A 23,733-nucleotide genomic window follows, 5' to 3' on the forward strand; every position below is an offset into this window, starting at 1 on the left:
CAACTTACCGCCGCAGGGCCGCCGGTGCGTCCGCCGGAACAGAGGGGTTCTTCGGCGCGATCGGCTCGAGCCGCGCATACGGGGAGTCCTGCGACGGCCGGCTGTCCGTTTCGCCCTTGTTGGGCCACAGTGAGAACGCCCGCTCGGCCTGCGCGGTGATGGTGAGCGAGGGATTCACGCCGAGGTTCGCGGTGATCGCCGATCCATCCACAATGGACATACCGGGGTAGTTGAAGACCCGGTGGTACGGGTCGATCACGCCGTTGTCGGCCGCCGTGCCGATCGGTGCGCCGCCGATGAAGTGCGCGGTGAGCGGGATGTCGAAGATCTCGCCCCAGGTGCCGCCCGCCATCCCGCCGATGCGCTCGGCGGTGCGGAGGTTGGCTTCGTGCCCGGCGGGGATGAAGCTGGGGTTCGGCTCGCCGTGGCCCTGCTTCGACGTGTACTTGCGGCGGCCGAAGAGACCACGCTTGGTGTAGGTGGTGATGGAGTTGTCGAGGCTCTGCATCACCAGCAGGATCACCGTGCGCTCGCTCCAGCGGTAGCCGTTGAGCAGCCGGACCGTCTGGACGGGGTGCTTGACCATGAAGTTCACCGCCTGGCGCCAGCGCGGGACCGCCGAATCGCCCTCGGTCGCGATGGTCTGGAGCAGGCTCATCGCGTTGCTGCCCTTGCCATAGCGGACGGGCTCGATATGCGTGTTGTCGTCGGGGTGGATCGACGACGTGATCGCGACGCCGCGGCTGAAGTTCCGGTCCTCGTCCACCGAGGTGCGGGCGGCGCCGATGATGGCCTCGGAGTTGGTGCGGGTCAGTTCGCCGAGCTTCGGCGAGAGCTTCGGCAGGTTGGCCGTGTCGCGCATGCTGTGGAGCAGGTTCTGCGTGCCCCAGGTGCCGGCGGCGAGCACCACCTGCCCGGCGGTGAGCTTGTGCCGGAACTTCCGCGAGGTCGTCCCCGTCTTCTTGATGCTCACCTCGTAGCCACCTGCGTTCAGCGGCCTGATCGCGCTCACCGTGGTGAGCGGGATGACCTGCGCGCCGTCCTTCTCCGCGAGGTACAGATAGTTCTTGACCAGCGTGTTCTTGGCGCCGACGCGGCAGCCGGTCATACAGGCGCCGCATTCGGTACAGCCGGTGCGAGCCGGGCCCGCGCCACCGAAGTACGGGTCCTCGGTGCGCTCCCCCGGCTTGCCGAAGTACACGCCGACCGGCGTCGGGTGGTACGACTCGGGGACGCCCATGTCCTCGGCGACGCCCTTCATCACGACGTCCGACGGCGTGACGCTGGGGTTGGTGACGACACCCAGCATGCGGCTGGCCTGCTCGTAGTGCGGGCCGAGCTCGGACTCCCAGTCGGTGATGTGAGACCACTGCGGGTCGACGTAGAACGGCCTCAGCGGCCGGTACAGCGTGTTCGCGTAGACCAGCGAGCCGCCGCCGACGCCCGCGCCGGCGAGCACCATGACGTCCTTGAGCATGTGGATGCGCTGGATGCCGAAGCAGCCGACCTGGGGCGCCCAGACGTAGCGGCGAAGGTCCCAGGACGTCTTCGCGAACTCGTCGTCGGCGAAGCGGCGGCCCGCCTCGATGACGGCCACGCGATAGCCCTTCTCCGTCAGGCGCAGGGCGGCGACACTGCCGCCGAACCCGGAGCCGACGACGATCACGTCGTAGTCGAAGGCGTCTTCAGTGGTGGTGTTACTGGCAGTCACACCCTCGACTGTAACCCCGCCCACTCCTCCTGACCAGAGGTAAGTTACCGGCCAGTCACCTTCCACCCGTCTGCACGACGAAAGAGGGGGCTGGATGACACTTCGGCCATCCAGCCCTCTCAGTCACATCACTACGCCAGGGTCACGACGCCCAAGGTCCCGTGTTGACGAAGACGTCGGGGGCGCGCAGATCGAGCACGCCGTGGTACGAGGATCCCCTGCTGCAGAACGAGGCCGTGCTGATGGTCGATCCATCGGCCGGGGAGGTGGCGGTGCGCACCTCCGACTGGTTCTTGACCACGGAGACGGTCTCACCCCTCAGCAGGTTCTTCCCCTCGGCGTGGGAGGCGGTGTAACTCGCGGCCTGCGCCGTCGGCGATACGGACGAATCCGGCACAGAGCGGCCCGGATCGCGATTAGGGGGCGAAACGCAACTCGGTGAGGCACGTGCGACCGGGGTCAGCGGCGTCGGGGCACGATGCGAAAGAAGTCCCCCAAGGCCCGGATGATCGCCGGGCGCTCGCTCGGGCTGCTCCCTCGCAGAGCGATCAAGAGTGCGAGCAAGCGTGTCAGCAGGCCGCCCACGACGGCACCGCCCAACCAAAGAACGTGCTCAGGGCTCACGGCCACGGAGTTCATCGGCACCTCTCAGGGCACACGGCCGAAGCACGGACATTCGCGAGCGAACTCCGTACCGGCCGGTCTCGGCATGGCTGAGAGCGCCGCGTGCTCCCTCGATCGGCGCGACGTCGACCGTCGCAACTCGAGAAGGACCCTTCGCGGGTAGGTCCATTTTACGGCCGGTCCGCTAGCCCACCCGGGTACTCCACTCCACCGCCGAACGCCCCATCGGAGCGCCTTTTGCGGCCTAACTGCGAAACAGGAGGGACACGTGTGACTGGTGGGGCTGCATGGACGCAAAGCGGCCCGGATCGCGATTAGGGGGCGAAACGCGATCCGGGCCGGAGAGCGAGCGTCAAGGGCGGACGGTCAGACCGACCCGCTGGAACTCCTTCAGGTCCGAGTAGCCCGTCTTCGCCATCGCGCGGCGAAGCGCACCGAAGAGGTTCACGACGCCCTCAGCGTCCGCGGACGGGCCGAAGAGCAGCGTCTTGAGGTCGACGGCGTAGTCCGGGCCCAAGGCCACACGCGAACGCGGCAGCGACGGGTGTGCCGCCGCGGCGGTCCAGTAGAGGCCCTGACCCGGCGCCTCGGAAGCGGCGGCCAGCGGCGCGCCCAGCATGACCGCGTCGGCACCGCAGGCGATCGCCTTCGCGATGTCGCCGGACACGCTCATCCCGCCGTCGGCGAGCACGTGCACGTACCGGCCGCCGGTCTCGTCGAGGTAGTCACGGCGCGCGGCCGCGGCGTCGACGATCGCGGTCGCCATCGGCGTGCCGATCCCGAGCACGCTGTCGGTGCTCGTCACGCCGCGGGTGGCCCCGTGGCCCACGATGACGCCGGCCGCGCCGGTGCGCATCAGGTGCATCGCGGTGCGGTAGTCGCTGACGCCGCCCGCGATCACCGGGACGTCGAGCCGTCCGATGAAGTCCTTGAGGTTCAGCGGCTCGACGTCACGCTGCACGTGCTCCGCGGAGATGATCGTGCCCTGCACGACCAGGATCTCGACGCCGGCCGCGAGCAGGTCCGGCGTGAGCTCGGCGGCGTGCTGCGGGCTGACCCGCGCCGCCACCGTGACCCCGGACTCGCGGACGGTCTTGATCGCCTCGGACAGCAGGTCGAGCCGGATCGGGGCGGAGTGCAGTTCCTGCAGCTCACGCACGATCGCGGTCGGGTCCTCGGTGTCCTCGGCGGCCCGGACGAGGCGGAAGATCGCGTCCTCGACGTTCGGGTGCCGTGCCCAGAGGCCTTCGGCGTTGAGGACGCCCAGCCCGCCGAGCTCGCCCACGGCCACCGCGGTGCCCGGCGACACGATCGCGTCGGTGGGGTGGGTGACCAGCGGCAGCTCGAACCGGTACGCGTCGATCTGCCAGGCGGTGGACACGACCGAAGACGACCTGGTGCGCCGCGACGGCACGATCTCCACGTCATCGAGGTCATACGCCCGCCGCGCGGTGCGGCCCATGCCGATCTCGACCAGATCCCGCACGTCAAGTCCCTTCTCGCCGACGACCGTTACACCCCATTGTCGCTAGGCCGCGTGGGTGACCTGCGCACGGGGCACCCGAACCGGGCCCGACGTCACACCAGCCCCTCCTGCCCCACCTGTTTCACGATTAGGCGGCTAAACGCGAAACGGCGGGCCCGGGGTCAGAAGGAGACCTTCTCGACGGAGTCGGTCCGGAGGACGGATTCCTGCGAGAACTCCTTCTTGTACGCCGTCCGGATCTCCTCGATCTCGCGGTTCGCGTCCCGGTCGCCGAACGGGCACACGACGACGATCACCTTGGACTTCTCCCGCGAGATCACCCCGTCCGCCCCGCGCCACTGGCCGCGCCCGGTCAGCTCGGTGAACCCGTCCGGGAACCGCGGGGTGACGACCTTGTCGGTGAACGCGGTGAACTCCGCGTCGGTCAGCTCGCCCCCGCCCGGCTTCGTGGTGCCGAAGTACAGCTCGGTGCGCTTCCACAGCTCACCCGGCGAAGCCTGAAGGCCGGTCTCGACGGCCGGAGCGGGCGAGACGGCGGGAGCGGCCGACGCCGCCACTCCACCGCCGAGGCCGAGGGCCGCGGCGGCGAAGACGGCCAGCACGGTACGTCGAGAAGCGGTCAGCGAGAAAGACATCGGTTTCCTCTCGGGAGACTTGATCAGCGGACCAAGTCTCCCGAGAACGGAACCGGATGCGTAAGTGTCCTAAAGGGCGGACTACCGGGTGGTGTAGTTCGGCGCCTCGACGGTCATCGTGATGTCGTGCGGGTGGCTCTCCTTGAGCCCGGCCGCGGTGATCCGCACCAGCTGCGCCTCCTGCAGCTCGGGGATCGTCGACGCGCCCGCGTAGCCCATGCCCGAACGCAGTCCGCCGATCAGCTGGTGGACGACGTTCGCGAGCGGCCCGCGGAACGGGATGCGCCCTTCGATGCCTTCGGGGACCAGCTTGTCCTCGCTCAGCACGTCGTCCTGGGCGTAGCGGTCCTTCGAGTAGGACTTCGCCTGCCCGCGCGACTGCATGGCGCCCAGCGAGCCCATCCCGCGGTAGGTCTTGAACTGCTTGCCGTTGACCAGGATCAGGTCGCCTGGCGATTCGGCGGTGCCCGCGAGCAGGCTGCCGAGCATGACCGAGGACGCGCCCGCCGCGATCGCCTTCGCGATGTCACCCGAGTACTGGATGCCACCGTCGCCGATCACCGGGATACCGGCCGGGCGGGCCGCCTGGTCGGCTTCGTAGATCGCCGAGATCTGCGGGACGCCGACACCGGCGACGATCCGGGTGGTGCAGATCGAGCCCGGGCCGACACCGACCTTGATGCCGTCCGCGCCCGCGTCCACCAGCGCCTGCGCGCCGGCCCGGGTCGCGACGTTGCCGCCGACGATGTCGACGGTCTCGCCGAGTTCCTTCTTCAGCAGCGCGACAGTCTCGACGACGGCGCGGGAGTGCCCGTGCGCGGTGTCGACCATCAGGACGTCGACGCCCGCGTCGGCCAGCGCCATCGCGCGCTTGTGCCCGTCCGGGCCGACGCCGACGGCGGCACCGACGATCAGCCTGCCGTTGGTGTCCTTCGTGGCGTTGGGGTACTGCTCGGTCTTGACGAAGTCCTTGACCGTGATCAGGCCGCGCAGCTTGCCCGCGCCGTCGACGATCGGCAGCTTCTCGATCTTGTGACGGCGGAGCAGCCCCAGCGCGGCTTCCGCGGTGACCCCGACCTGCGCGGTGACCAGCGGCAGCTTCGTCATCACCTCGTGCACCGCACGGGTGTGGTCGACCTCGAACCGCATGTCGCGGTTGGTGATGATGCCGACCAGGCTCCCGGCGGCGTCGGTCACCGGCACCCCGGAGATCCGGAACCGCGCGCACAGCGCGTCGACCTCGGCGAGGGTGTCCTCCGGCGAGCACGTGACCGGGTCGGTCACCATGCCGGCTTCGGACCGCTTCACGACCTCGACGGCGGCGGCCTGGTCGTCGATCGGCAGGTTGCGCTGCAGCACGCCCATCCCGCCCTGGCGCGCCATCGCGATCGCCATCCGGCCCTCGGTGACCGTGTCCATGGCGGCGGAAACCAGCGGGATGTTCAGGGTGACGTTGCGGGAGAGCCGAGTGCGGGTGCTGGCCGCACTGGGCACCACGTCGGACTCGGCCGGCAGCAGCAGCACGTCGTCGAAGGTCAGCCCGAGCATGGCGAATTTGCTCGGGACGGGGGCGTTGACGCTGTCGCTGGTCATAGCAGGCGAACGGCCTTCCTGGCGGTGGTAATGGGGGCCGCCGTGGCTGGAGACATCACGGCGCGGGCCTGCCCCTCATGATATCCGGGCCGGGCGGCCGCCCGGCTCGGGTGGGCGCCCGGTAGCGTGCAGACGTGCCGCAAGATGCGTTGCCCCCAGACCCGTTCGCGGATGACCCGGACGACCCGGCCCGCGCGTTCATCGACGACACTGACCGGCTCGACGAGCCGATCAGCGACGAAGAGCGCACAGAGCTGCTGGCCGACCTCTCCGATCTGGCCGTCTACCAGGCGCTTCTCGAACCGCGTGGAGTACGCGGGATCGTGGTCGACTGTGGTGAATGCGACGAACCCCACTACCACGACTGGCACCTGCTGCGCGCCAGCCTCGAACAGCTGCTCGCCGACGGCCGCATGCGGCCCCACGAGCCTGCCTTCGATCCGAATCCCGGTGACTACGTGAGCTGGGACTACTGCCGCGGTTTCGCGGACGGTGTCACGGCCAACGAGAGCGCCTACTGAGTTCTGACAAAACGAAAGGGCCTGGTGAGAGAGATCTCACCAGGCCCTTTGTCGGTTTAGAGGGTTGCTACGGCGTCGTTCCCGCCTCGGCGGGCGCCTGCGCGCCGGCACCCGGCGACGTCTCGTTGCGCGGGCCTCCGGGATCGTTGCCCGAGGCCGACGGCGTGGTCGTCGTCGTGGGCGGCGGAGGTTCGCTCGTCTCGGTGGGAGTCGGCGTGGGAGTCGTGGTTCCCGGCAGGCTCGTGCCGGGGTTACCGCCTCCGGGCAGCGACGTCGGCGAAGCGGTCGGCTGCTGCGTCGGCAGCGGAGTGGTCGGTTGCGGAGCCTGCGACTGGGACTGCTGATCCGGCGGCAACGGAGGCTGGCCGGGGTTCTGCAGCTGCGCGCTCAGCTGGCGGTGCTGCTCGAGCAGCTGATCACGGTTTTCCTCATCGGTCACCTGGCTCAGCGCGGCCTGTGCTTCGTCGAGCGCCTTACGCGCGTCGTCGAGGCGCCCGCCGGCGAGCGCGAGGTTGGCTTTCTCGAGATCCAGCTTGGCCGTCGCCGCGGCCTCGACCGACCGGGCGTGGTCGGCGTAAAGCACCTTGGTCAGGCCCCAGAGAGTGTCACCAGGCTGCGCGTCCTTCGCGGCGAGACCGGTACCGGCGAAGGCGATGGCCAGGACGGCCGCCGCGGCGGCCACCGGGACCAGCAGCCGGCGTCTTCCCCCGTGTTTGCGGGCGAGCGCGGCGGTCTTCACGGTGGTGACGGCGGTGTCGACGTCGACGAGTTCCGCCAGCGGCTCACTGTCGATATCGCGCCGCCAAGCCAGCAGCAGCGCGTTGAGGTCCTGATCGCCGAGGTCGTCGGCCATCTTCGGGTCCGAACCGCCGAGTGCGTCGAGCAGCGCGTCGTCGGCCTGCACGGCCGACAGATCCGCGGCGAACTCGGCCTCGGAAGACGTCAGCCCTCTCTCGAAGGCCGTCAGTTCACGATCGGTCCCAGGGGAGAACCGATGGTCGCGATCGGTCACTCAGATCACCTCCTCAGCGGCCAGAACCTTACGTAGGCGCGCGAGGGCGCGATGCTGAGCCACCCGGACAGCGCCGGGGGTGGACCCCACCGCGTCGGCCGTCTCCTCGGCGGACAGTCCCACGACCACCCGCAGGACCACGATCTCACGCTGTTTGTCGGGAAGAACACGCAGCAGCTGCGACATGCGCTCGTTCAGCTCGCCTTGGAGGGCGCGCTGCTCCGGACCGACGCCGCCCTCGATCTCGTCGGGGACTTCGGCGACCGGTTCGGCACGATTACGGGCCGCCGCACGATGTGCGTCGGCCACCTTGTGCTGGGCGATCCCGTAGACGAAGGCCAGGAACGGGCGGCCCTGATCACGGTACGAAGGCAATGCCGTGAGCACCGCGAGACACACCTCCTGCGCAACGTCGTCCGCAGAAGCGAACGAACGCTCCTGCCTGCCAACCCGAGCGCGGCAATACCGCACTACCAAAGGACGGATGGCCGCCAGCAGCCGCTCGACCGCTTGAGGATCTCCCTCAACAGCAGCGGCGACCGGCTCATCCAGTCCGTCCCCCACATTGGCCATCGCAGACAACAGTCCCAGTGTTACGTATAGGCGTGCAAAGAGTCCGGCGTGTGACTTCGGAGGCCACCACACCGGTGACATCTACCGTACCGCCCGGGCCCGCCGCCTTCACTGACGGCCGCCACCGGCGCGCCGCCGAATCGGCGCGCGCGGAAACCCGGGTCTTCCTGGTCCCTTTCGCTCGTAGTCGAACTTTCAACGAGCCAGAACACAGACAGGTACGACGGTCCGCCAGGAGGCGGACACGCCCGGGCAACCTTGCCCGAGCGGTAAACGGAAAAGCGCGAAGCGTGACGGGTAACACAGGTACGGGCCAGGGGGCTTGCCCCCGGCCCGTTGTCACCCGTCTACAGAATCAGGTTCTAGAAGTCAGGCTGTGTGCCAAAACCACTTGTCACGAAACCAGTCCACGGCGGAATCCGTGGGCGACCGCCTGTGCGCGGTCCCGCACGCCGAGCTTGCGGAACAGCCGGCGGGCGTGGGTTTTCACGGTGTCCTCGGACAGATACAGCTCGCGGCCGATCTGCCCGTTGCTCTTGCCCTGGCTCATCCCACGCAGCACCTGGAGCTCGCGCTCGGTGAGCTGGACGCCGGGGTCGGACGGCTGGCGCGGCGCCGGCACCGAGGTGCTGGCGAGGGTGTGCGCCAGTGCGGCGACCAGCTCGGGACGCGAGGCGTCCCAGCGCAGGTAGCCGCGGGCGCCACCGGCGATGGCGGCGGCGATGCTGCCGGCGTCGTCGGGGGCTCCGAACACGATCACGTTCGCTTGGGGGTTCGCCGAGACGAGCCGCCGGGTGGCTTCGACACCTGTCGGTACCGCGCGCTGGGTACCGACCAGCACAACGTCGACGGGCTGACGGGAGTACCGGGCCAGCAGCTCGTCACCGTGCGCTACGCAGTCGATGCGACTGACCCCTGGTACCGCGGACATCACTCGAGTGAGCCCTTCGCGGACACTGCGTCGGTCGTCGCAGATCAAGACCGTCGTCACGGGGTTTCCTTCCTGCAGCCGGGTGACATTCCACTTCCCCTATCGGACGCTTTAGCCCGAACCTTGACACGATCCGGTGGCTTTTTTTGAAAGTTCTTAGCCCGGTTGCCGGAATGGGCCCTCCAACAGGCTAGACGCCCTCAGAGGCGAACCCACGGAGATTCCCGGGCGAGCCACCTCCCGCAAGGATCTGCGTGCCGTAACACTGCGTGCAACAGTTCGGCACTTCTGGATCGATACTCATCGGCGTGTCCTGCCCGCAGGTCGGCCCCCACCAGGTACGCGACCCATAAAAGTGAATTGAGTTCGCATTTCTCGGCGGTCTCTCGAGCGTTCTCGACCAGCGCTTCCGCGCGATCCCGCTCAGCGGAACTTCCATTCGCGATCGCCACGCCGAGTACCAGCTGCGATTTGACGACATGTCGGCACGCGCCTCGGTCCCGCGCGGTTTCCCAAGCCCTTTCCGCAGGTGCGATAGCCGCACCGGAAATGTTACTCGCCAGTTCGATTTCCGCGGCCACCCAACCGGCCCTGGTCCGGGTGCGCCAATTGCCGGTGTGGGCGCCGGCGCGGGCCGCCAGCCGCCGGGCCGCAGCGAGCCTGCCGCGGCCGAGATTGTCCGCCGCGAGACCGAGGAGGGCGTCCGCCCGCGCCCCTTCTGCGTCCAGCCCGTCCGGATCGGGTTCGCCTCGCGCCGTCATCGCCAGCGCGAAGGCCTCGCCGTCGAGGACGAGCGCCGCCGCGTGCCCGCCCAGCTGCCGCCGGTGCGACGCCAGCGTGCTCGCGGCCAGTGACGCGAGCACGGTGTCCTTGCCCGTCCGCAAGCCCTCCAGCGCCGTGGCCGCCGCCGCGTACCGGCCGCGAGCACCGAGACCGATCGCGGCGAGCAGCCGGCCACGGGGGGACTCGGGCATCGCGAACGGCGCGTCGGGCGGCACTCCGTCGCCGAACGCGGCGGACCGCAAGGACGCTTCCATCGGTCCTTTCTAGCGCCTCGCACCGACAAGAACATGCTCGATCCGGTCGGCGGCCGTCGTCAGCTCGCTGAGCAGTTCGACCTTGTCGGGAAGCATCGCGGGATCCCAGCCGGGCCCGCAGGCGAACAGGCGGCTGCGCTGGCGGCCGCGGGACACCCTGGCGAACAGGCGCGGGTCCGCGGTCGTCCGGCGGCCCGACCACAGCACCACCGCGGCGGGGACGCTGCGGCGGACCGTCACCGCCAGCACCTCGGCCGGCAGGGACGCGCCGAAGAGCTGGGTCCCGATCCGCCGTCCCGCGAGCGCGGCGGCGAGCGCGTACATCGGCAGGTTGTCGCGTTCGTCCGGGACGCAGGTGAGCAGGACCGGCCGCTGGTTGCGCGGTTCGCGGAGCACCGGCGTCGCCCGGACGAGGGCGGCGTAGACGCATTCGGCGAGCAGGTACTCGACCTCGGCTCCGGCGCTGACACCGCGCCAGCGGGCGCCGAGGGCGGTCAAAACCGGCGACACGACACCGCTCCAGGCCGGCAGGACACCGAGTTCGCGGATCGTGTCGGCGAGCATCCGCTGGACCGCGCCGAAGTCCATCGCGAGCGCGGCCGTGCTCAGCCGTCTGGCGAGCCGGGACGGGACGTCGTGGTCCTCGGGAGGCGGCGACGGTGCCGCGACCGGTTCCTCCGGTCGGACTACCGGCGTTTTGACGGTTTCGGTCACGGCCCGGGGCATCTGCTCGAGCGCGTACTTCGCCGCCTCCGCCGTCGACGCGCCGCGAAGCAACGCGCGCTGCATCAGTTCGAGGCGGCCGATGTCGGAAGTGCCGTAGCGGCGATGGCGGCCGTTGGTGTGGCGGCTCGGTCCTACGCCGTACCGGCGGTCCCAGGTTCGCAGGGTGGACGGTGCGACCCCGAGCCGGCGAGCGACCGAGGCCACCGGCAGGGTGGGTTCTTCACTGCTGATCCGAGATCCCACTCGTCCCAATATCCAGGCAGGCGGGGATGCGGGCAACCGGAGCCGAAATCACCGCTCCCACGTCCGGGGGATGCCTAACGGCTGAATCATTCCGAATCTCTTGAACAAGTATTGGCGCGCTTCTAACGTTACCGCCGTTGCACCGAATGGAGTATCCGCAGCGCAGCAGAGCAGGTAAACGCTTCGACCGGATGACGGAGGCGGTCAGGATGGCAGACACGCGCAGGCTCCCAGGACCCAACGCTGACGTATGGGACTGGCAGTTGGAAGGGTCGTGCCGCGGTATGGACAGCGCGTCCTTCTTTCACCCTGACGGCGAACGCGGGCCGGCCAGAGCCCGGCGTGAGGCCAGGGCCAAAGCCGTGTGCCTGGCCTGCCCGGTACTGGCCATGTGCCGGAGCCACGCGCTCGCCGTCCACGAGCCGTACGGGATATGGGGTGGCCTGTCCGAGTCGGAGCGCGAGCACCTGATCAAGGCGGACAAGCGCACCTTGAGCATGTCGAGCAGCTGATCCGGCTGCTTCGACGACGCGGAAGGGCGGCACCCGGGTGGGGGTGCCGCCCTTCCGCGTTTCCGCGGGCCACCGGATCGCGATCAGGGGGCGAAACGCAGGTCGGTGCGGTAGCGGTGACCGACATCCCGACCGGTCCTTAGCGTGCCTACGCGTCGCGATTAGGGGGCGAAACGCAAGTCCGCGGGGGGTGGACGGGACAAGAAAGCGGGGCGGCACCCAGGCTGGGGTGCCGCCCCGCTTTCAGGTGGAACGGTGGAGCTAGTGCGCGTGACCGTGCCCGCCCGCGGCGGGCTCCGCGTCGGCCGGCTTCTCGACGATGGAGCTCTCCGTCGTGAGCACGAGCCGGGCGATGGAAGCGGCGTTCGCCACCGCGGACCGGGTCACCTTGACCGGGTCGACGATTCCGGCGGCCAGCAGGTCGGTCAGCTCACCGGTGGCGGCGTTGAAACCGTGCCCCCAGCTCTGCTCCCGGACCTTGTTCACGATGACCGCACCCTCGTGGCCCGCGTTGGTCGCGATCCAGAACAGCGGGGCGGAGAGCGCGTCGCGGACGATTCGCACGCCGGTCGCTTCGTCGCCCTCGAGGCCGAGGCCGTCCTCGAGCTCCTTGACAGCGTGGACCAGGGCCGAGCCACCGCCGGGCAGGATGCCCTCTTCGACGGCCGCCTTGGTCGCCGCCACGGCGTCCTCGATGCGGTGCTTGCGCTCGTTGAGCTCGGTCTCGGTGGCCGCGCCGACCTTGATCACCGCGACACCGCCGCCCAGCTTCGCGAGCCGTTCCTGCAGCTTCTCGCGGTCCCAGTCGGAGTCGGTGTGCTCGATCTCCTTGCGGATCTGCGAGACCCGCGCGGCGATGTCGTCCTTGGTGCCGCCGCCGTCGACGAGCGTGGTGTCGTCCTTGGTGACGACGATCCGGCGCGCGTTGCCCAGCTGGGCGATCGTGGTCTCGGACAGCTTGTGCCCGATCTCGGCCGAGATGACCTCGCCACCGGTGACGACCGCGAGGTCGTCCAGGAACGCCTTGCGGCGGTCACCGAAGAACGGCGCCTTGACCGCGACGGCGACGATCGTCTTCCGCAGCGAGTTCACCACGAGGGTCGACAGCGCTTCGCCATCGACGTCCTCGGCGACGATCAGCAGCGGCTTCTTGGCCTCGACGACCTTCTCCAGCACGGGGAGCAGGTCGGCCAGCGACGAGATCTTCTCGCGGACCAGCAGGATGTAGGCGTCCTCGAGGATCGCCTTCTGCTCCTCCGGGTTGGTCGCGAAGTGCGCCGACAGGAAACCCTTGTCGAACTGCACACCCTCGGTGATCACGAGCTCGGTCGCCAGGGTGGACGACTCCTCGATCGTGATCACGCCGTCTTCGCCGACCCGCTCGACGGCTTCGCCGAGCAGGGCGCCGATGGCCGCGTCACGCGAGGTGACGGTGCCGACCTGGGCGATGTTGTCGCGGCCCTTGACCGGGGTCGCCTTCTCCTTGAGGACCGCGATGACCTTCTCCGCGGCGGCCTCGATACCGCGACCGATGGCCGTCGGGTTGGCGCCGGCGGCGACGTTGCGCAGGCCGACCTTCACCAGCGACTGCGCGAGCACGGTCGCGGTCGTGGTGCCGTCACCGGCGACGTCGTTGGTCTTGGTGGCGACGCTCTTGGCGAGCTGCGCGCCGAGGTTCTCGAACGGGTCGTCGAGGTCGATCTCGCGAGCGACGGTGACGCCATCGAGGGTGATGGTGGGGCCGCCGAACTTCTTGTCGAGCACGACGTGGCGACCGCGCGGGCCGAGGGTGACCTTGACCGCGTCGGCGAGCTTGTTCACCCCGCGCTCCAGTGCGCGACGAGCGTCCTCGTCGAAACTGATCTGCTTGGGCATACCGGTTCCGCTTACCTTCCAGTTCTAATGCACGGAAAACACGAACGCCCCGTTCCCCGGCAATGCGGGGCCCGGGGCGTCATGCGCTGAGAGCGGACGTCAGTTGATGACGGCCAGCACGTCGCGAGCGGAAAGGATCAGGTAGTCCTCGCCGTTGTACTTGACTTCGGTGCCGCCGTACTTGGAGTAGATGACGACGTCGCCGACAGACACGTCCAGCGGGACGCGGTTGCCCTTGTCATCGATGCGGCCCGGGCCCACGGCCAGAACCTTGCCCTCCTGGGGCTTCTCCTTGGCGGTGTCGGGGATGACGAGGCCGGAAGCGGTCGTCTCCTCGGCCTCACTCGTCTGGACAACGATCTTGTCCTCGAGCGGCTTGATGTTCACGCTCACCGGGTTGACCTCCACGGTCGTCGAAAGCGTTGGCAGGATGAGTTACGGCTCCTACCACCCCCGCCGTCGCGGGTGCCGGGGCGTGTTCGGGCCGTGCAATTAGCACTCTAGCCATGTGAGTGCCAGTCTCGCAAGGAGGGTCCCGTTCTCCTGCGCCCCGGTCGCGATTAGGGGGCGAAACGCAGGTCGGGGCACTGAGGGCGACCCCACGTTCACCTGCCACCGGATCGCACTTAGGCCGCTGAACGCAGGTCAGTGAGGTCGGTCACCAGAGCATCGGGGTCGAGGGCGGCGAGGCGTTTCCGCTTCTCGGAGGCGCTCGCCAGGGCGATCGAAGCGATCCCCGCGGCGCGTGCGGCCAGGATGTCCGCGACCGAGTCGCCGATCATCACGCATTGCCCGGGCGAAGCTCCGAGGGCTCGCATCGCGGCTTGGAGCAGCGTCGGGTTCGGCTTCAGGTGATCCGGGTCGCTAGTGGTCCGCGCGCTGATCCGGCGGACGTGCGAAGTGAGTTCGTGCACCGTGAGGAAGGACCGGATCGCGTCGACGGAGTTGTTGCTGACGATCGTCACCGTGAATCCCTGCGCGCCCCACTCGCGAATCGTCTCCAGCGCACCGGGCGCGGGCGCGATCAGCGAGACGGCCTCGCCCTCCAGGCGACTGAGCTGCCGCTCGACGACGTGTGCGGCGTTCGGACCGCACGACACCGCGTACGCGAGCACGTCGAACGGGTCGGCCGAGGCAGCCACCTCGGCAGGCAGATCGGGCCCGACGAGTCGCTTGAGCCGGTCGGCCACCTCCCTCGCCGGCAGTTCGGCGAACACGTCGCACACGGGTCCGTCGAAGTCGAGGAACACGTGGTCCTTCTCCTGCATGAGCTCCTTCACCCCGGTCATACATCCACCTTGCCACCGGATCGCGATCAGGGGGCTAAACGCAAGTCGGAGGGACCTTACGAAGGGGGCGCGTTTCTGGTTAGGTTCCGACATCGGGGTCGGTCCTGTTCAGCAGACCTAGACACTCTGGGGGTTCACGCCCATGCCGCGTCCCTTCCGTCCCATCTCCCTAGAACCGCTCCGGCGCAGGTCCAAACGGGCCGCCGGACTCGCGGTCCTCACCCTCGCTACAAGCCTCCTCGCCGCTGTCCCCGCCGACGCCGCTCCGGCGGACCAGCAGCGTCAGCGGGACTTCGCGGCCGCCGCGCAGGAGTTCGGCGTGCCCGAGAGCGTCCTGCTCGGCGTCTCCTTCCTCGAATCGCGCTGGGATTTCAACGCCGGCACGCCGAGCACGTCCGCCGGGTACGGCCCGATGCACCTGACCGACCTGCGCGAAGCCGGCACAGGCACGCATCACGACGAAGGCGAGGAAGACCCGCGTGGTGACGACGCCCGTCCCGCGCTGCTCCCGGCGACACCGGCGCCGACGACTCCCCCGCCCGGCCTGCAGACCATCGACGAGGCCTCGGCGCTGATCGGCCAGGACGTCGCGACGCTGCGGACGAACACCACGCAGAACATCCGCGGTGGCGCCGCACTTCTGGCCAAGTACCAGCGCGAGACCGGCGTACGCAGCGAAAAGGCCCAGGACTGGTACCCCGCCGTCGCGCGTTACAGCGGCGCGAAGGACACAGCGGGCTCGCAGGCCTTCGCCGACGAAGTCTTCAACACGATCTCGGCGGGCGTCACCCGCAAGACCGACGACGGGCAGACCGTCGCCCTGGCCGCGACCCCGGTGAGCCCGGCGCGTGCACAGGCCGACAACCCGAAGGCCGAGTGCCCGAAGAAGGTCTCGTGCCTTTCGGTGCCGGCGCCGTACCAGGAACTGCCGAACAACGACTACGGCAACCACGACAAGGCGAACCGGCCGAAGAGCCAGAAGGTCGAATACATCGTCATCCACGACACCGAGGGCTACTGGGACACGGCGATGGACCTGGTCACCGACCCGACGTACGTGAGCTGGCACTACACGATCCGCTCCGCCGACGGCCAGATCGCGCAGCATGTGCCGACCAAAGACGTCGGCTGGCACGCGGGCAACTGGTACGTCAACGCGAAGTCCGTCGGCATCGAGCACGAGGGCTTCGCCGCGAAGGGCACTTGGTACACGGAGGCGATGTACCGCACCTCCGCGAAGTTGGTCGGCTACCTCGCGAAGAAGTACGACGTCCCGCTGGACCGCGCGCACATCATCGGCCACGACAACGTGCCGGGCACGATCCCGTCGACGATCAAGGGCATGCACTGGGACCCGGGCCCGTACTGGGACTGGTCGCACTACTTCGACCTGATGGGCGCGCCGCTGGCGGGCTTCGGCCGTCCCGGTTCGCCGCTGGTCACCATCACGCCGGACTTCGCCACGAACCAGCCCGCGTTCACCGGCTGCGAGACCGCCGGGAAGCCTTGTCCCGCAAGGGGTTCCGGCTCGGTCGTGCTGCGCAGTGAGCCGACCGACTCGGCGCCGCTGCTCAAGGACATCGGCCTGCGCCCGGACGGTTCGGTGAGCACGATGGCCGTTTCCGACATCGGCAGCCGCGCGGAAACCGGCCAACGCTATGTGGTCGCCGAGCGGCGTGACGGCTGGACGGCGGTCTGGTACCTCGGCCAGAAGGGCTGGTTCCGGGACACCCGGACGACGCCGGCGACGAGCCCGGCGTTCGGCTTGGTCGTCACGCCGAAGCCCGGGCTGGAGACCGTGCCGGTCTTCGGACGCGCGTACCCCGAAGCCGAGGCCTACCCGGCGAACGTGCCGGTGCAGCAGGTCATCCCGCTGCCCTACACGTTCGCGGCCGGGCAGCGGTACTCGCTCGGCAACGTGCTCGGCTCCGAGTACTACTCGGCGACGACGTTCGACCCGGCGAATCACGTGGTCGTCAAGGGCAAGACGCGGTACGTCCAGATCCAGTTCGGGCACCGCATCGCGTTCGTGAAGGCGGACGACGTCCGGATCCTGCCCGCGTTCTGACCGGCCCCGGATCCCGCACCGCCCCAGGTCAGGTGCGGGATCCGGCCCACCGGATCGCGATTAGGGGGCTGAACGCAGGTCAGGAGTCGAGGGCGACCTTGACGCCCGGGGCGTGTTCGGTGTTCCGCCGCGTCTTCGACCAGCCGTTCCGGCCGCGGACCAGGCGGAACAGCGCTCGCCACGACGTGATGTAGAACGTGTAGATGTACAGCGCGTAGGCGAAACCCATCCCGAGCCCGCGCAGGAGATTGCGGCTCTTCAGGCATTTGAACTGATAGATCGGGCCCCACACGATGAACGGCAGCAGCCCGAACGACCCGTAGATCGCGAACAGGATCCACGCGCCGTCGTCGGCGAACCAGGTCCACACCTGCGCCGGATCCCCCGCGGTGCTGAACATCAGCAGGATGAACGGGATCGGGTACAGCAGCGAGCCGAGCAGCTGCATCCACGGCTGCGCCAGGTAGTACATCATCTCCGCCGCGCCCAGCGTGCTCACATGCGGCGAGTCCCAGATCCGCCGCAGGTACCGCGAGCACTGCATGGTCCCCTGCCCCCATCTCGTGCGCTGCACGAGGAACCGCCGCAGGCTGTAGAGCCCTTCCTGCTTCACGTGGGAGTCGGGCGTGTACCCGGTACGCCAGCCCGCGGTCAGCAGGTGCACGCCGAGTTCGAAGTCCTCGAGCAGCGAGCCGCGCCACGGCTGTTCGTCCGGCCCGGCGATCGAGTCCAAAGCGGACAGTCGCGTGAACTGACCGTTGCCGCCCATGGAGATCGTGCCGGTGAACCCGCGTGAGGTCTGGATCGCCGCGATGGCCGTGCGGAACTCGAGGTCCTGCATCTGCGCCAGTTTCAGCCCGAAGGCACGCGAGAACCAGTTCTTCCCCGGCGGACGGCTGTCGGCGTTGCCCATCCAGACGTCGAGCTGGACCGCGCCGATCGTCTCGTCGCCGAACAGGTGGTCCGCGGCGCAGACCTCGAGGCAGTTCGCGGCCGGACGACCGTCCGCGTCGACCACCACGACGACCACGTCTTCCCGGCTCGCGCCCGGCCCCATCCAGTCGTTGAGCGCCTGGTACGCGGCGTTGAGCGCGTCGCCCTTGCCCGTCCTCGCCTCCGGACGGCGGCGGGGAACGAGGTGCAGGTACGGGTCGAAACCGCCGTTGCGCCGCCAGATCGACCGCACCACCCGGGCGGTGCGGTCCTCGGAGTCGTCGTCGACGACCCAGACGTGCGCGTGCCGGAACGTGGAGCGCAGGTAGCGCACGGTCTCGCGGATGACGGTCTGCTCGTCGCGGCACGGTACGAAGAAGTGCCAGGTGAAGTCGCCGGGATCGCCGACGGGCGCGGGTCTGCGGCGCAGGTAAGGCACGACGATCACGACGACGTACACGATGAACGCGACGCTCATGGTGAGCGCGAACGCCTGGGTGATCGCCAGCAGGATCTTGATCGAGCCGCCGCCCATCAGGCGGCCCGGCGTTCGGCGCGGGGCTTGCGGGTGCTCAGCCAGACGAACAGCACGAGGGCGATCGCGCCGCCGAGAACGCTGACCATCGAACCGAGCAAAGTATGACCCCAGTAATAACCTTCGTCGACCCCGAGCCAGTTCACGAGGCCGAAGATGGCCAAAATCCTCATCTGATTGACAAGAATCACCACTACCGCCGAAATGGCCAGCGAAGTGAACAGCCTCTTCGCATTTCTCGGCCGGAAATACAACATGGCGGCGGTCACCAACAACAGGGGCAGCAACATGAATGCCGAAGAGCATTCCGGCGTCATTCGCAACCCGAGTGGAGTATCGCCTGACAACCCAAAGTAGACCGTCTCGCGTTCACCGGCGACAAAAACACCCGATGTGGTGATGATCCTCAGTATCGCCCCGGCGAACTGCACTTCGAAGACCCGGTAGGCGCGTTCGGCCAGCACCAGGCCGACCGCGACGGCGATGACCGCCAGCACCGCGACACGCAGCGGAAACCGGCTGAAACTCGGCAAGGGAGCGCTCGCAACAGCCACGGTGACCCTCTCGGAAAAGACGCTGCGGACGATGGGATTCGACGAAGCGGACAGGGAGCTCGCCGACGAGAGTAAGTGAGCGGGAACCGGCCCTTTCGACCGGGGTTCGCCTTTTCAAGGTGATCATGACCCCTTTCGGCACGATCGTGAAGAAACTTACTACGCCGAACGAGTGACGCTTCCGATGACCTGCGAAGAATGGCCGCAAGACCACCTGATCCGGTGATCGTCGCAGTTTTCTGTACAAATTGAGAAACACTCGACGATAGACGATCCGCGAGCCGAATCAGGCCAGCAGTGATTCGTCCGCAACGGTCGCGCCTTAGCAACGGCCGCTAAAGGAAAACCCCCACGAATCAATTCGGAGGACCAGTTGAAGAACACGCACCTCTTGCGACGAGGCGGATTGCTCGCCGCTGTGGTGGCGAGCGTGGCTCTCGCCGGTGCGGTGCCCGCCTCGGCGGCCCCCGGTGACGGCTCCGCGTATGGCGTCAAGGTCGACGTGCAACTCCTCGGCCAGGACGCGGTGAAGGCCGGGCCTCTCGCCGAAGCGAAGACCTCGGGGCCGACCACCAACAGCCTCGCGAAGGCCGCCCTCACCGGTGTGCTGACCGCGGGCGCGATCAACACCGAAGCCAAACGCGACGACAACTCCGGCGCGGTGACAGCCAAGGCCAGCACGGCCGATGTCGGCTTGCCGCTGCTCAAGGGCGCCCTCGGCGATGTCGGCGTCAAGGTCGTCGAAGCCACCTGCACCGCGACCCAGAAGGGAGTGCAGGGCGCGACCAACCTGGTCGGCGCGAACTTCGGCAGCGCGGGAGCCGTCGATGCGACGCCGGCACCGAACACCCAGATCAAGGTCGGGATCGGCCTCGTCAACGTGGCGACGATCATCCTCAACGAACAGATCAAGAACGGCGACGGCAGCCTGACGGTCAACGCGATCCACGTGAAGCTGCTGGGCGGGGTCGTCGGAGCGCTCGGCTCTGGCGACGTGATCGTCTCGTCGGCCACCTGCGGTCCGGCCGGCCTGCCCGTGCCGCTCGCCTCCGGCGCCGGCCTGTGGATCGGCCTCGGCCTGCTCGGTGCCGTCGCCGTCCCGGTCGGCATCCGCGTCGTCCGCGGTCGTCGTTCCGCGGCCACCTCCTGACCTGGGTGAGGTGACGTCCAGATGTACAAGTTGCCCGGCGCAGGAGTCGGTGTCGCCGGTGGCGGGGTGGGCGCCCTCGCCGCCACCGGTGCCGACGTCGGCTGGTGGCTGGCCGTCGGCGTGATCCTGCTGGTTCTCGGAACCATCGCGGTCATCGCCGGCTACCGCCGCACGAAACGGCTCGGCAAGGTGGGGAGCTGATCGCTCCGCTGGAGCGGAACGGCCGCCGGCGTGGGACCCTCGCACGCCGGCGGCCGTCACCCAAGGTTTCCGGGACACTCGAAATCGTGGATGAGGAGCGCGCACGCGTGGATGTGATGTTGCTGGCCGGGACCCGGCCGGAGGCGGTCAAGCTCGCTCCGCTGGCCCTGGCGCTGGCGGAGCACCCGCACCTACGGCCCTTTATCGTCCACAGTGGACAACATCAGGGCATGGTCGAGCAGGCACTGGTCCCGTTCGGCCTGCCGGTCGACGCCTGGCTCGACACCCCGCCGCGCACCACGGGTACGCAGGCGGAACTGGTTTCCGGTCTGCTGCCGGCGCTGGACCGGCTGCTCCGCCAGGTCGTCCCGGCGGCCGTCGTCGTCCAGGGCGACACGACCACCGGGCTGGCCGGCGCGCTCGCCGCGTTCTGGCTGGGCATCCCGGTGGTGCACCTCGAAGCGGGCCTGCGCACGCACGACCTCGCGGCACCGTTCCCCGAAGAGGGCACACGGCAGATGATCTCACGGATCGCCGCCCTGCACCTCGCGCCGACAGCGGGCGCCGCGGCCGCGTTGCGCGAGGAAGGTGTTCCGCGCCAACGGATCACGGTCACCGGTAATACCGTCGTCGACGCCGTGATCGAGATCGCCGAACGCGACCTCCCGGCCAGGGACACCGCGCTCGCGCTGCTGGAAATGGAGATCGCCGAGGCGGGTGAGCGCCTCGTCCTGGTCACGTCTCATCGCCGCGAGTCCTGGGGCGAGCCGTTGAGCCGCACACTCGCGGCCATCGAACTGATCGTCGCGGAACACGGCGACGTCCAGGTACTGCTCCCGGTGCATCCCAATCCGGCGGTGCGAGAGCAGGTCGTGGCCGCGCTCGGCGGGACGCCGAGGGTGACGATCACCGAGCCGCTCGAATACCCCGACCTCGTGCGCGCGCTGCGCCTGGCCGAACTCGTGCTGACCGATTCCGGTGGTATCCAAGAGGAAGCGCCGACCTTCGGGACGCCGGTGCTGGTGCTCCGCGACGTCACCGAACGGCGCGAGGCCGTCGAGGCGGGCTGCGCTTGGCTCGTCGGGACGGACACCGGCCTCATCGCCGACACCGCGGCCCGGATCCTGCGTGGCGATCTTCACCCGACGCACGTCGGAAACCCTTACGGCGACGGCAATGCCGCCACACTGACGGTGGCCGCTCTCGAAGAACTCCTCAACCTCGCCTCGGTGCCCCCGCAGCCCGCCGCCGAAGTGCGCTAGATCGAGACGGTCTGGACCGGCAGGGCGGGATTCGCGGAGAAGTCGAGCGACGCGGGCGGACGTCCGGCGGCGACCACGTGCGCACCGAGAGCGGCGATCATCGCGCCGTTGTCCGTGCACAGGCGCGGCCTCGGGACCCGCAGTTCGATCCCGGCTTCGGCGCAGCGCTCGGCGGCGAGTTCGGAAAGCCGTGAATTCGCCGCCACACCACCGGAAATCACCAGCGTGCCGATTCCGTGTTCCTTCGCCGCGCGGATCGCCTTCGCGGTGAGAACGTCGGCGACGGCCTCCTGGAACGAGGCCGCGACGTCGTCGACGGGGATCTCCTCGCCCCGGCGCTCGGCGCCTTCGATCCAGCGCGCGACCGCGGTTTTCAAGCCGGAGAAGGAAAAGTCGAACTTGGCGTCCCGCGGTCCGGTCATGCCCCGGGGGAACGCGATGGCCGCGCGGTCGCCGTTCTTGGCGGCCTTGTCGATGGGCGGGCCGCCGGGATAGGGCAGGCCGAGCACCCGGGCGACCTTGTCGTACGCCTCGCCGGCCGCGTCGTCCACAGTGGACCCTAGTTCGGTGATCTCGGACGCGATGTCGTCCACGAGCAGCAATTGCGTGTGCCCACCCGAAACAAGCAGGGCGAGACAGCGCTCGGGCAACGGGCCGTGCTGCAGCGTGTCGACGGCGATGTGCCCGGCCAGATGGTTGACGCCGTAGAGGGGGATGTCCAGCGCGGCGGCGTAGGCCTTGGCCGCGGCGACCCCCACCAGGAGCGCGCCGGCGAGGCCGGGTCCGGCGGTCACCGCGATGGCGTCCACATCGGACAGTTTCAGCCCGGCCGTGGCGAAGGCGCGTTCGACGGTCGGGACCATCGCTTCGAGATGCGCGCGGCTCGCGACCTCGGGCACGACGCCGCCGAAGCGGGCGTGCTGGTCGACACTGGAGGCGACCTCGTCGGCGAGGAGTTCGACCGTGTCGTCGTCGTGCAGGCGGACGAGGCCGATGCCGGTCTCGTCGCACGAACTCTCGATGCCCATGATGATGCGCGGCATCAGCCCGCCACCTCGTCTCGGACCTGGGCCCGCGGCGGGCGGGCCATTGTGTAGGCGTCGGCGCCTGAGGGCTGGTAGTAGCGCTTGCGGAGGCCGACACGTTCGAAACCGTGCCGCTCGTAGAGCGTGATCGCCGCGTCGTTGTCGGTGCGGACTTCGAGGAACACCGGCGCCACGAGGTCGTCCGCGCGGGTGAGCAGCGCCGTCAGCAGCGTGGTGCCGACCCCGTTGCGCTGCCATCCCGGGTCGACGCCGATCGTGTGAATGCTCGTCTCGTAGTCGCCGCGACGGCCGACGACGGCGAGCCCGGCGTAGCCGATGACCTCGTCGCTGTCATCCGGACGTGCGACGAGGTAGTGGCCGCCCGCGTCGAGCTCGCTGTGGAAGGCGTAGGCGTTCCAGGGCGAATCGCCGGGGAAGAGGATCTTCTCTATCTCGACGCAGCGAGGAATGTCCTTGCGGTGCAAGGGTTCCAGCCTCACGGCGTGGTCACCTTCTTGCGCGCGGCCGGCTCGACGGCGTCGGGACGACGGAGGTAGAGCGGGGTGAGCGGCTCAGGCTCGGCACTGCTTTCGAGCGCTTTTCGAGCGGCCCTGACCAGCCCGACGGGTGACGGGAACCGGGGCTCGATCGGCTGGACGCCGAGGGTGTCCGCGTAGAGGAGCGCGCCGTCGCCCGCCGCGACCTTGATGGTGGTCTCGAGTTCGGCCGGGCGCTGGACGTTCGGGCCGTCGGTCCGGGAGCCGTCGGCGGCGTACGCGGCCCAGTAGACCTCGCGGCGCCGGGCGTCGGTGAGGACGAGGAACGGTTCGTTGCCGGGAGCGACGTCGGCGGCGATCGCGTCGAGGCTGCAGACCGGGTGGGCGGGGATGCCGAGGGCGTGGGCGAGCGCCGCGGACGTGGCCAGGCCGGCGCGAAGGCCCGTGAAGGGGCCGGGGCCGACACCGCAGACGATGGCGTCGAGGTCGCGGAGCGTGATGTCCGCCGCCTTGACCGCTTCGAGTGCGTGGGGCGTGATCAGTTCGCCGTGCGCGCGCGGGTCTACCGTGATGCGGTCGCCGCGGGATTCGAGGGCGTCGCCCTCCAGGGCGACGAGGCCCGCGGTGACCGCCGGGGTCGAGGTGTCGATGGCCAGTACCAGCACGGTTACCCAGCCTACGACCAGCGCCCCGGATCGCGATTAGGGGGCTGAACGCAAGTCGGCGTCCTGGCCAGCCAC

General features: G+C 69.0%; 25 protein-coding genes. 7 read left to right on the forward strand and 18 right to left on the reverse strand.

All coding sequences use genetic code 11. The annotated features are described in order from the left end of the window. Positions 1 to 4: 4 nt before the first annotated feature. The 5 genes from ACLJRL_RS13760 to guaB all read right to left on the reverse strand — a co-directional run bounded on the left by ACLJRL_RS13760 (position 5) and on the right by guaB (position 6,049). Positions 5 to 1,711, reverse strand: coding sequence for a GMC family oxidoreductase N-terminal domain-containing protein (locus tag ACLJRL_RS13760; RefSeq protein WP_410656527.1), 1,707 nt, complete (start codon positions 1,709 to 1,711; stop codon positions 5 to 7). Positions 1,712 to 1,853: 142 nt separating this feature from the next. Further along, on the reverse strand, positions 1,854 to 2,108 hold the full coding sequence (locus ACLJRL_RS13765; protein ID WP_410656528.1) for a hypothetical protein: 255 nt from the start codon (positions 2,106 to 2,108) through the stop codon (positions 1,854 to 1,856). 579 nt (positions 2,109 to 2,687) lie between these two features. Then, positions 2,688 to 3,821: a GuaB3 family IMP dehydrogenase-related protein gene (locus ACLJRL_RS13770; protein ID WP_410656529.1), complete on the reverse strand. Its 1,134-nt coding sequence runs from the start codon at positions 3,819 to 3,821 to the stop codon at positions 2,688 to 2,690. Positions 3,822 to 3,982: 161 nt separating this feature from the next. Further along, a complete protein-coding gene (locus ACLJRL_RS13775; RefSeq protein ID WP_410656530.1) occupies positions 3,983 to 4,456 on the reverse strand; it encodes a DUF3574 domain-containing protein in 474 nt (157 codons plus the stop codon). 81 nt (positions 4,457 to 4,537) lie between these two features. After that, the gene (guaB, locus tag ACLJRL_RS13780) at positions 4,538 to 6,049 is read right to left on the reverse strand and encodes an IMP dehydrogenase (RefSeq protein ID WP_410656531.1); all 1,512 of its coding nucleotides are present in this window, start codon (positions 6,047 to 6,049) and stop codon (positions 4,538 to 4,540) included. 134 nt (positions 6,050 to 6,183) lie between these two features. On the opposite strand from guaB, the gene ACLJRL_RS13785 reads away from it, so the two are divergent. After that, positions 6,184 to 6,570 carry a DUF5319 domain-containing protein gene (locus tag ACLJRL_RS13785; RefSeq protein ID WP_410656532.1) on the forward strand — a complete coding sequence of 129 codons (387 nt, stop codon included), beginning with the start codon at positions 6,184 to 6,186 and terminating at the stop codon, positions 6,568 to 6,570. A gap of 67 nt (positions 6,571 to 6,637) precedes the next feature. Here ACLJRL_RS13785 and ACLJRL_RS13790 read toward each other — a convergent pair whose 3' ends face one another. The 5 genes from ACLJRL_RS13790 to ACLJRL_RS13810 form a co-directional block, all read right to left on the reverse strand. Beyond that, positions 6,638 to 7,582, reverse strand: coding sequence for an anti-sigma-D factor RsdA (locus ACLJRL_RS13790; RefSeq protein WP_410656533.1), 945 nt, complete (start codon positions 7,580 to 7,582; stop codon positions 6,638 to 6,640). Beyond that, a complete protein-coding gene (locus tag ACLJRL_RS13795; protein WP_125789073.1) occupies positions 7,583 to 8,155 on the reverse strand; it encodes a sigma-70 family RNA polymerase sigma factor in 573 nt (190 codons plus the stop codon). Positions 8,156 to 8,549: 394 nt separating this feature from the next. Beyond that, positions 8,550 to 9,146: a response regulator transcription factor gene (locus tag ACLJRL_RS13800; protein WP_003073605.1), complete on the reverse strand. Its 597-nt coding sequence runs from the start codon at positions 9,144 to 9,146 to the stop codon at positions 8,550 to 8,552. A 140-nt stretch (positions 9,147 to 9,286) separates the two neighbouring features. Beyond that, entirely contained in the window at positions 9,287 to 10,123 is an 837-nt protein-coding gene (locus ACLJRL_RS13805; protein ID WP_410656534.1) for a hypothetical protein, read from the reverse strand. 9 nt (positions 10,124 to 10,132) lie between these two features. Beyond that, on the reverse strand, positions 10,133 to 11,053 hold the full coding sequence (locus tag ACLJRL_RS13810; protein ID WP_410656922.1) for a MerR family transcriptional regulator: 921 nt from the start codon (positions 11,051 to 11,053) through the stop codon (positions 10,133 to 10,135). Between the two features lie 230 nt (positions 11,054 to 11,283). Between ACLJRL_RS13810 and ACLJRL_RS13815 the strand changes: the two genes are divergently transcribed. Then, the gene (locus ACLJRL_RS13815; RefSeq protein ID WP_410656535.1) at positions 11,284 to 11,604 is read left to right on the forward strand and encodes a WhiB family transcriptional regulator; all 321 of its coding nucleotides are present in this window, start codon (positions 11,284 to 11,286) and stop codon (positions 11,602 to 11,604) included. Positions 11,605 to 11,865: 261 nt separating this feature from the next. Here ACLJRL_RS13815 and groL read toward each other — a convergent pair whose 3' ends face one another. The 3 genes from groL to ACLJRL_RS13830 form a co-directional block, all read right to left on the reverse strand. Continuing rightward, on the reverse strand, positions 11,866 to 13,479 hold the full coding sequence (gene groL, locus ACLJRL_RS13820) for a chaperonin GroEL (RefSeq protein ID WP_410656536.1): 1,614 nt from the start codon (positions 13,477 to 13,479) through the stop codon (positions 11,866 to 11,868). A gap of 99 nt (positions 13,480 to 13,578) precedes the next feature. Next, positions 13,579 to 13,872, reverse strand: coding sequence for a co-chaperone GroES (groES, locus tag ACLJRL_RS13825; protein ID WP_007031106.1), 294 nt, complete (start codon positions 13,870 to 13,872; stop codon positions 13,579 to 13,581). A 233-nt stretch (positions 13,873 to 14,105) separates the two neighbouring features. Next, on the reverse strand, positions 14,106 to 14,768 hold the full coding sequence (locus tag ACLJRL_RS13830; RefSeq protein WP_410656537.1) for an HAD family hydrolase: 663 nt from the start codon (positions 14,766 to 14,768) through the stop codon (positions 14,106 to 14,108). Positions 14,769 to 14,910: 142 nt separating this feature from the next. Here ACLJRL_RS13830 and ACLJRL_RS13835 point away from each other — a divergent pair, with 142 nt between their 5' ends. Beyond that, positions 14,911 to 16,836, forward strand: coding sequence for an N-acetylmuramoyl-L-alanine amidase (locus tag ACLJRL_RS13835; RefSeq protein WP_410656538.1), 1,926 nt, complete (start codon positions 14,911 to 14,913; stop codon positions 16,834 to 16,836). A gap of 79 nt (positions 16,837 to 16,915) precedes the next feature. On the opposite strand, the gene ACLJRL_RS13840 is transcribed toward ACLJRL_RS13835, so the two are convergent. Both ACLJRL_RS13840 and xrtP read right to left on the reverse strand, forming a co-directional pair. Next, positions 16,916 to 18,304: a glycosyltransferase gene (locus ACLJRL_RS13840; RefSeq protein ID WP_410656539.1), complete on the reverse strand. Its 1,389-nt coding sequence runs from the start codon at positions 18,302 to 18,304 to the stop codon at positions 16,916 to 16,918. Then, positions 18,304 to 18,801: an exosortase P gene (gene xrtP / locus ACLJRL_RS13845; RefSeq protein WP_410656540.1), complete on the reverse strand. Its 498-nt coding sequence runs from the start codon at positions 18,799 to 18,801 to the stop codon at positions 18,304 to 18,306. Before xrtP ends, ACLJRL_RS13840 begins: the two co-directional genes overlap by 1 nt. On the opposite strand from xrtP, the gene ACLJRL_RS13850 reads away from it, so the two are divergent. The 4 genes from ACLJRL_RS13850 to wecB all read left to right on the forward strand — a co-directional run bounded on the left by ACLJRL_RS13850 (position 18,788) and on the right by wecB (position 21,471). Continuing rightward, positions 18,788 to 18,937 carry a hypothetical protein gene (locus tag ACLJRL_RS13850; RefSeq protein ID WP_410656541.1) on the forward strand — a complete coding sequence of 50 codons (150 nt, stop codon included), beginning with the start codon at positions 18,788 to 18,790 and terminating at the stop codon, positions 18,935 to 18,937. The genes xrtP and ACLJRL_RS13850 overlap by 14 nt on opposite strands. Positions 18,938 to 19,231: 294 nt before the next feature. After that, positions 19,232 to 20,008: a choice-of-anchor P family protein gene (locus tag ACLJRL_RS13855; RefSeq protein WP_410656542.1), complete on the forward strand. Its 777-nt coding sequence runs from the start codon at positions 19,232 to 19,234 to the stop codon at positions 20,006 to 20,008. A 21-nt stretch (positions 20,009 to 20,029) separates the two neighbouring features. Then, positions 20,030 to 20,209, forward strand: a complete 180-nt coding sequence (locus ACLJRL_RS13860; protein ID WP_044855691.1) for an LPXTG cell wall anchor domain-containing protein — start codon at positions 20,030 to 20,032, stop codon at positions 20,207 to 20,209. A gap of 107 nt (positions 20,210 to 20,316) precedes the next feature. Then, a complete protein-coding gene (gene wecB, locus ACLJRL_RS13865) occupies positions 20,317 to 21,471 on the forward strand; it encodes a non-hydrolyzing UDP-N-acetylglucosamine 2-epimerase (RefSeq protein ID WP_410656543.1) in 1,155 nt (384 codons plus the stop codon). Here the strand turns inward: wecB and tsaD are convergent. From tsaD to tsaB, 3 genes are read right to left on the reverse strand one after another with little or no spacing between them, the layout of a single operon-like run. Next, positions 21,468 to 22,514, reverse strand: coding sequence for a tRNA (adenosine(37)-N6)-threonylcarbamoyltransferase complex transferase subunit TsaD (tsaD, locus tag ACLJRL_RS13870; protein ID WP_410656544.1), 1,047 nt, complete (start codon positions 22,512 to 22,514; stop codon positions 21,468 to 21,470). The two genes, wecB and tsaD, sit on opposite strands and share 4 nt — an antisense overlap. Beyond that, a complete protein-coding gene (gene rimI, locus ACLJRL_RS13875; protein ID WP_410656545.1) occupies positions 22,514 to 22,996 on the reverse strand; it encodes a ribosomal protein S18-alanine N-acetyltransferase in 483 nt (160 codons plus the stop codon). Before rimI ends, tsaD begins: the two co-directional genes overlap by 1 nt. Further along, positions 22,993 to 23,658, reverse strand: coding sequence for a tRNA (adenosine(37)-N6)-threonylcarbamoyltransferase complex dimerization subunit type 1 TsaB (tsaB, locus tag ACLJRL_RS13880; protein WP_410656546.1), 666 nt, complete (start codon positions 23,656 to 23,658; stop codon positions 22,993 to 22,995). Before tsaB ends, rimI begins: the two co-directional genes overlap by 4 nt. Positions 23,659 to 23,733 lie beyond the last annotated feature (75 nt).

Source organism: Amycolatopsis sp. lyj-112, assembly GCF_046549055.1.
Lineage (GTDB): Bacteria > Actinomycetota > Actinomycetes > Mycobacteriales > Pseudonocardiaceae > Amycolatopsis.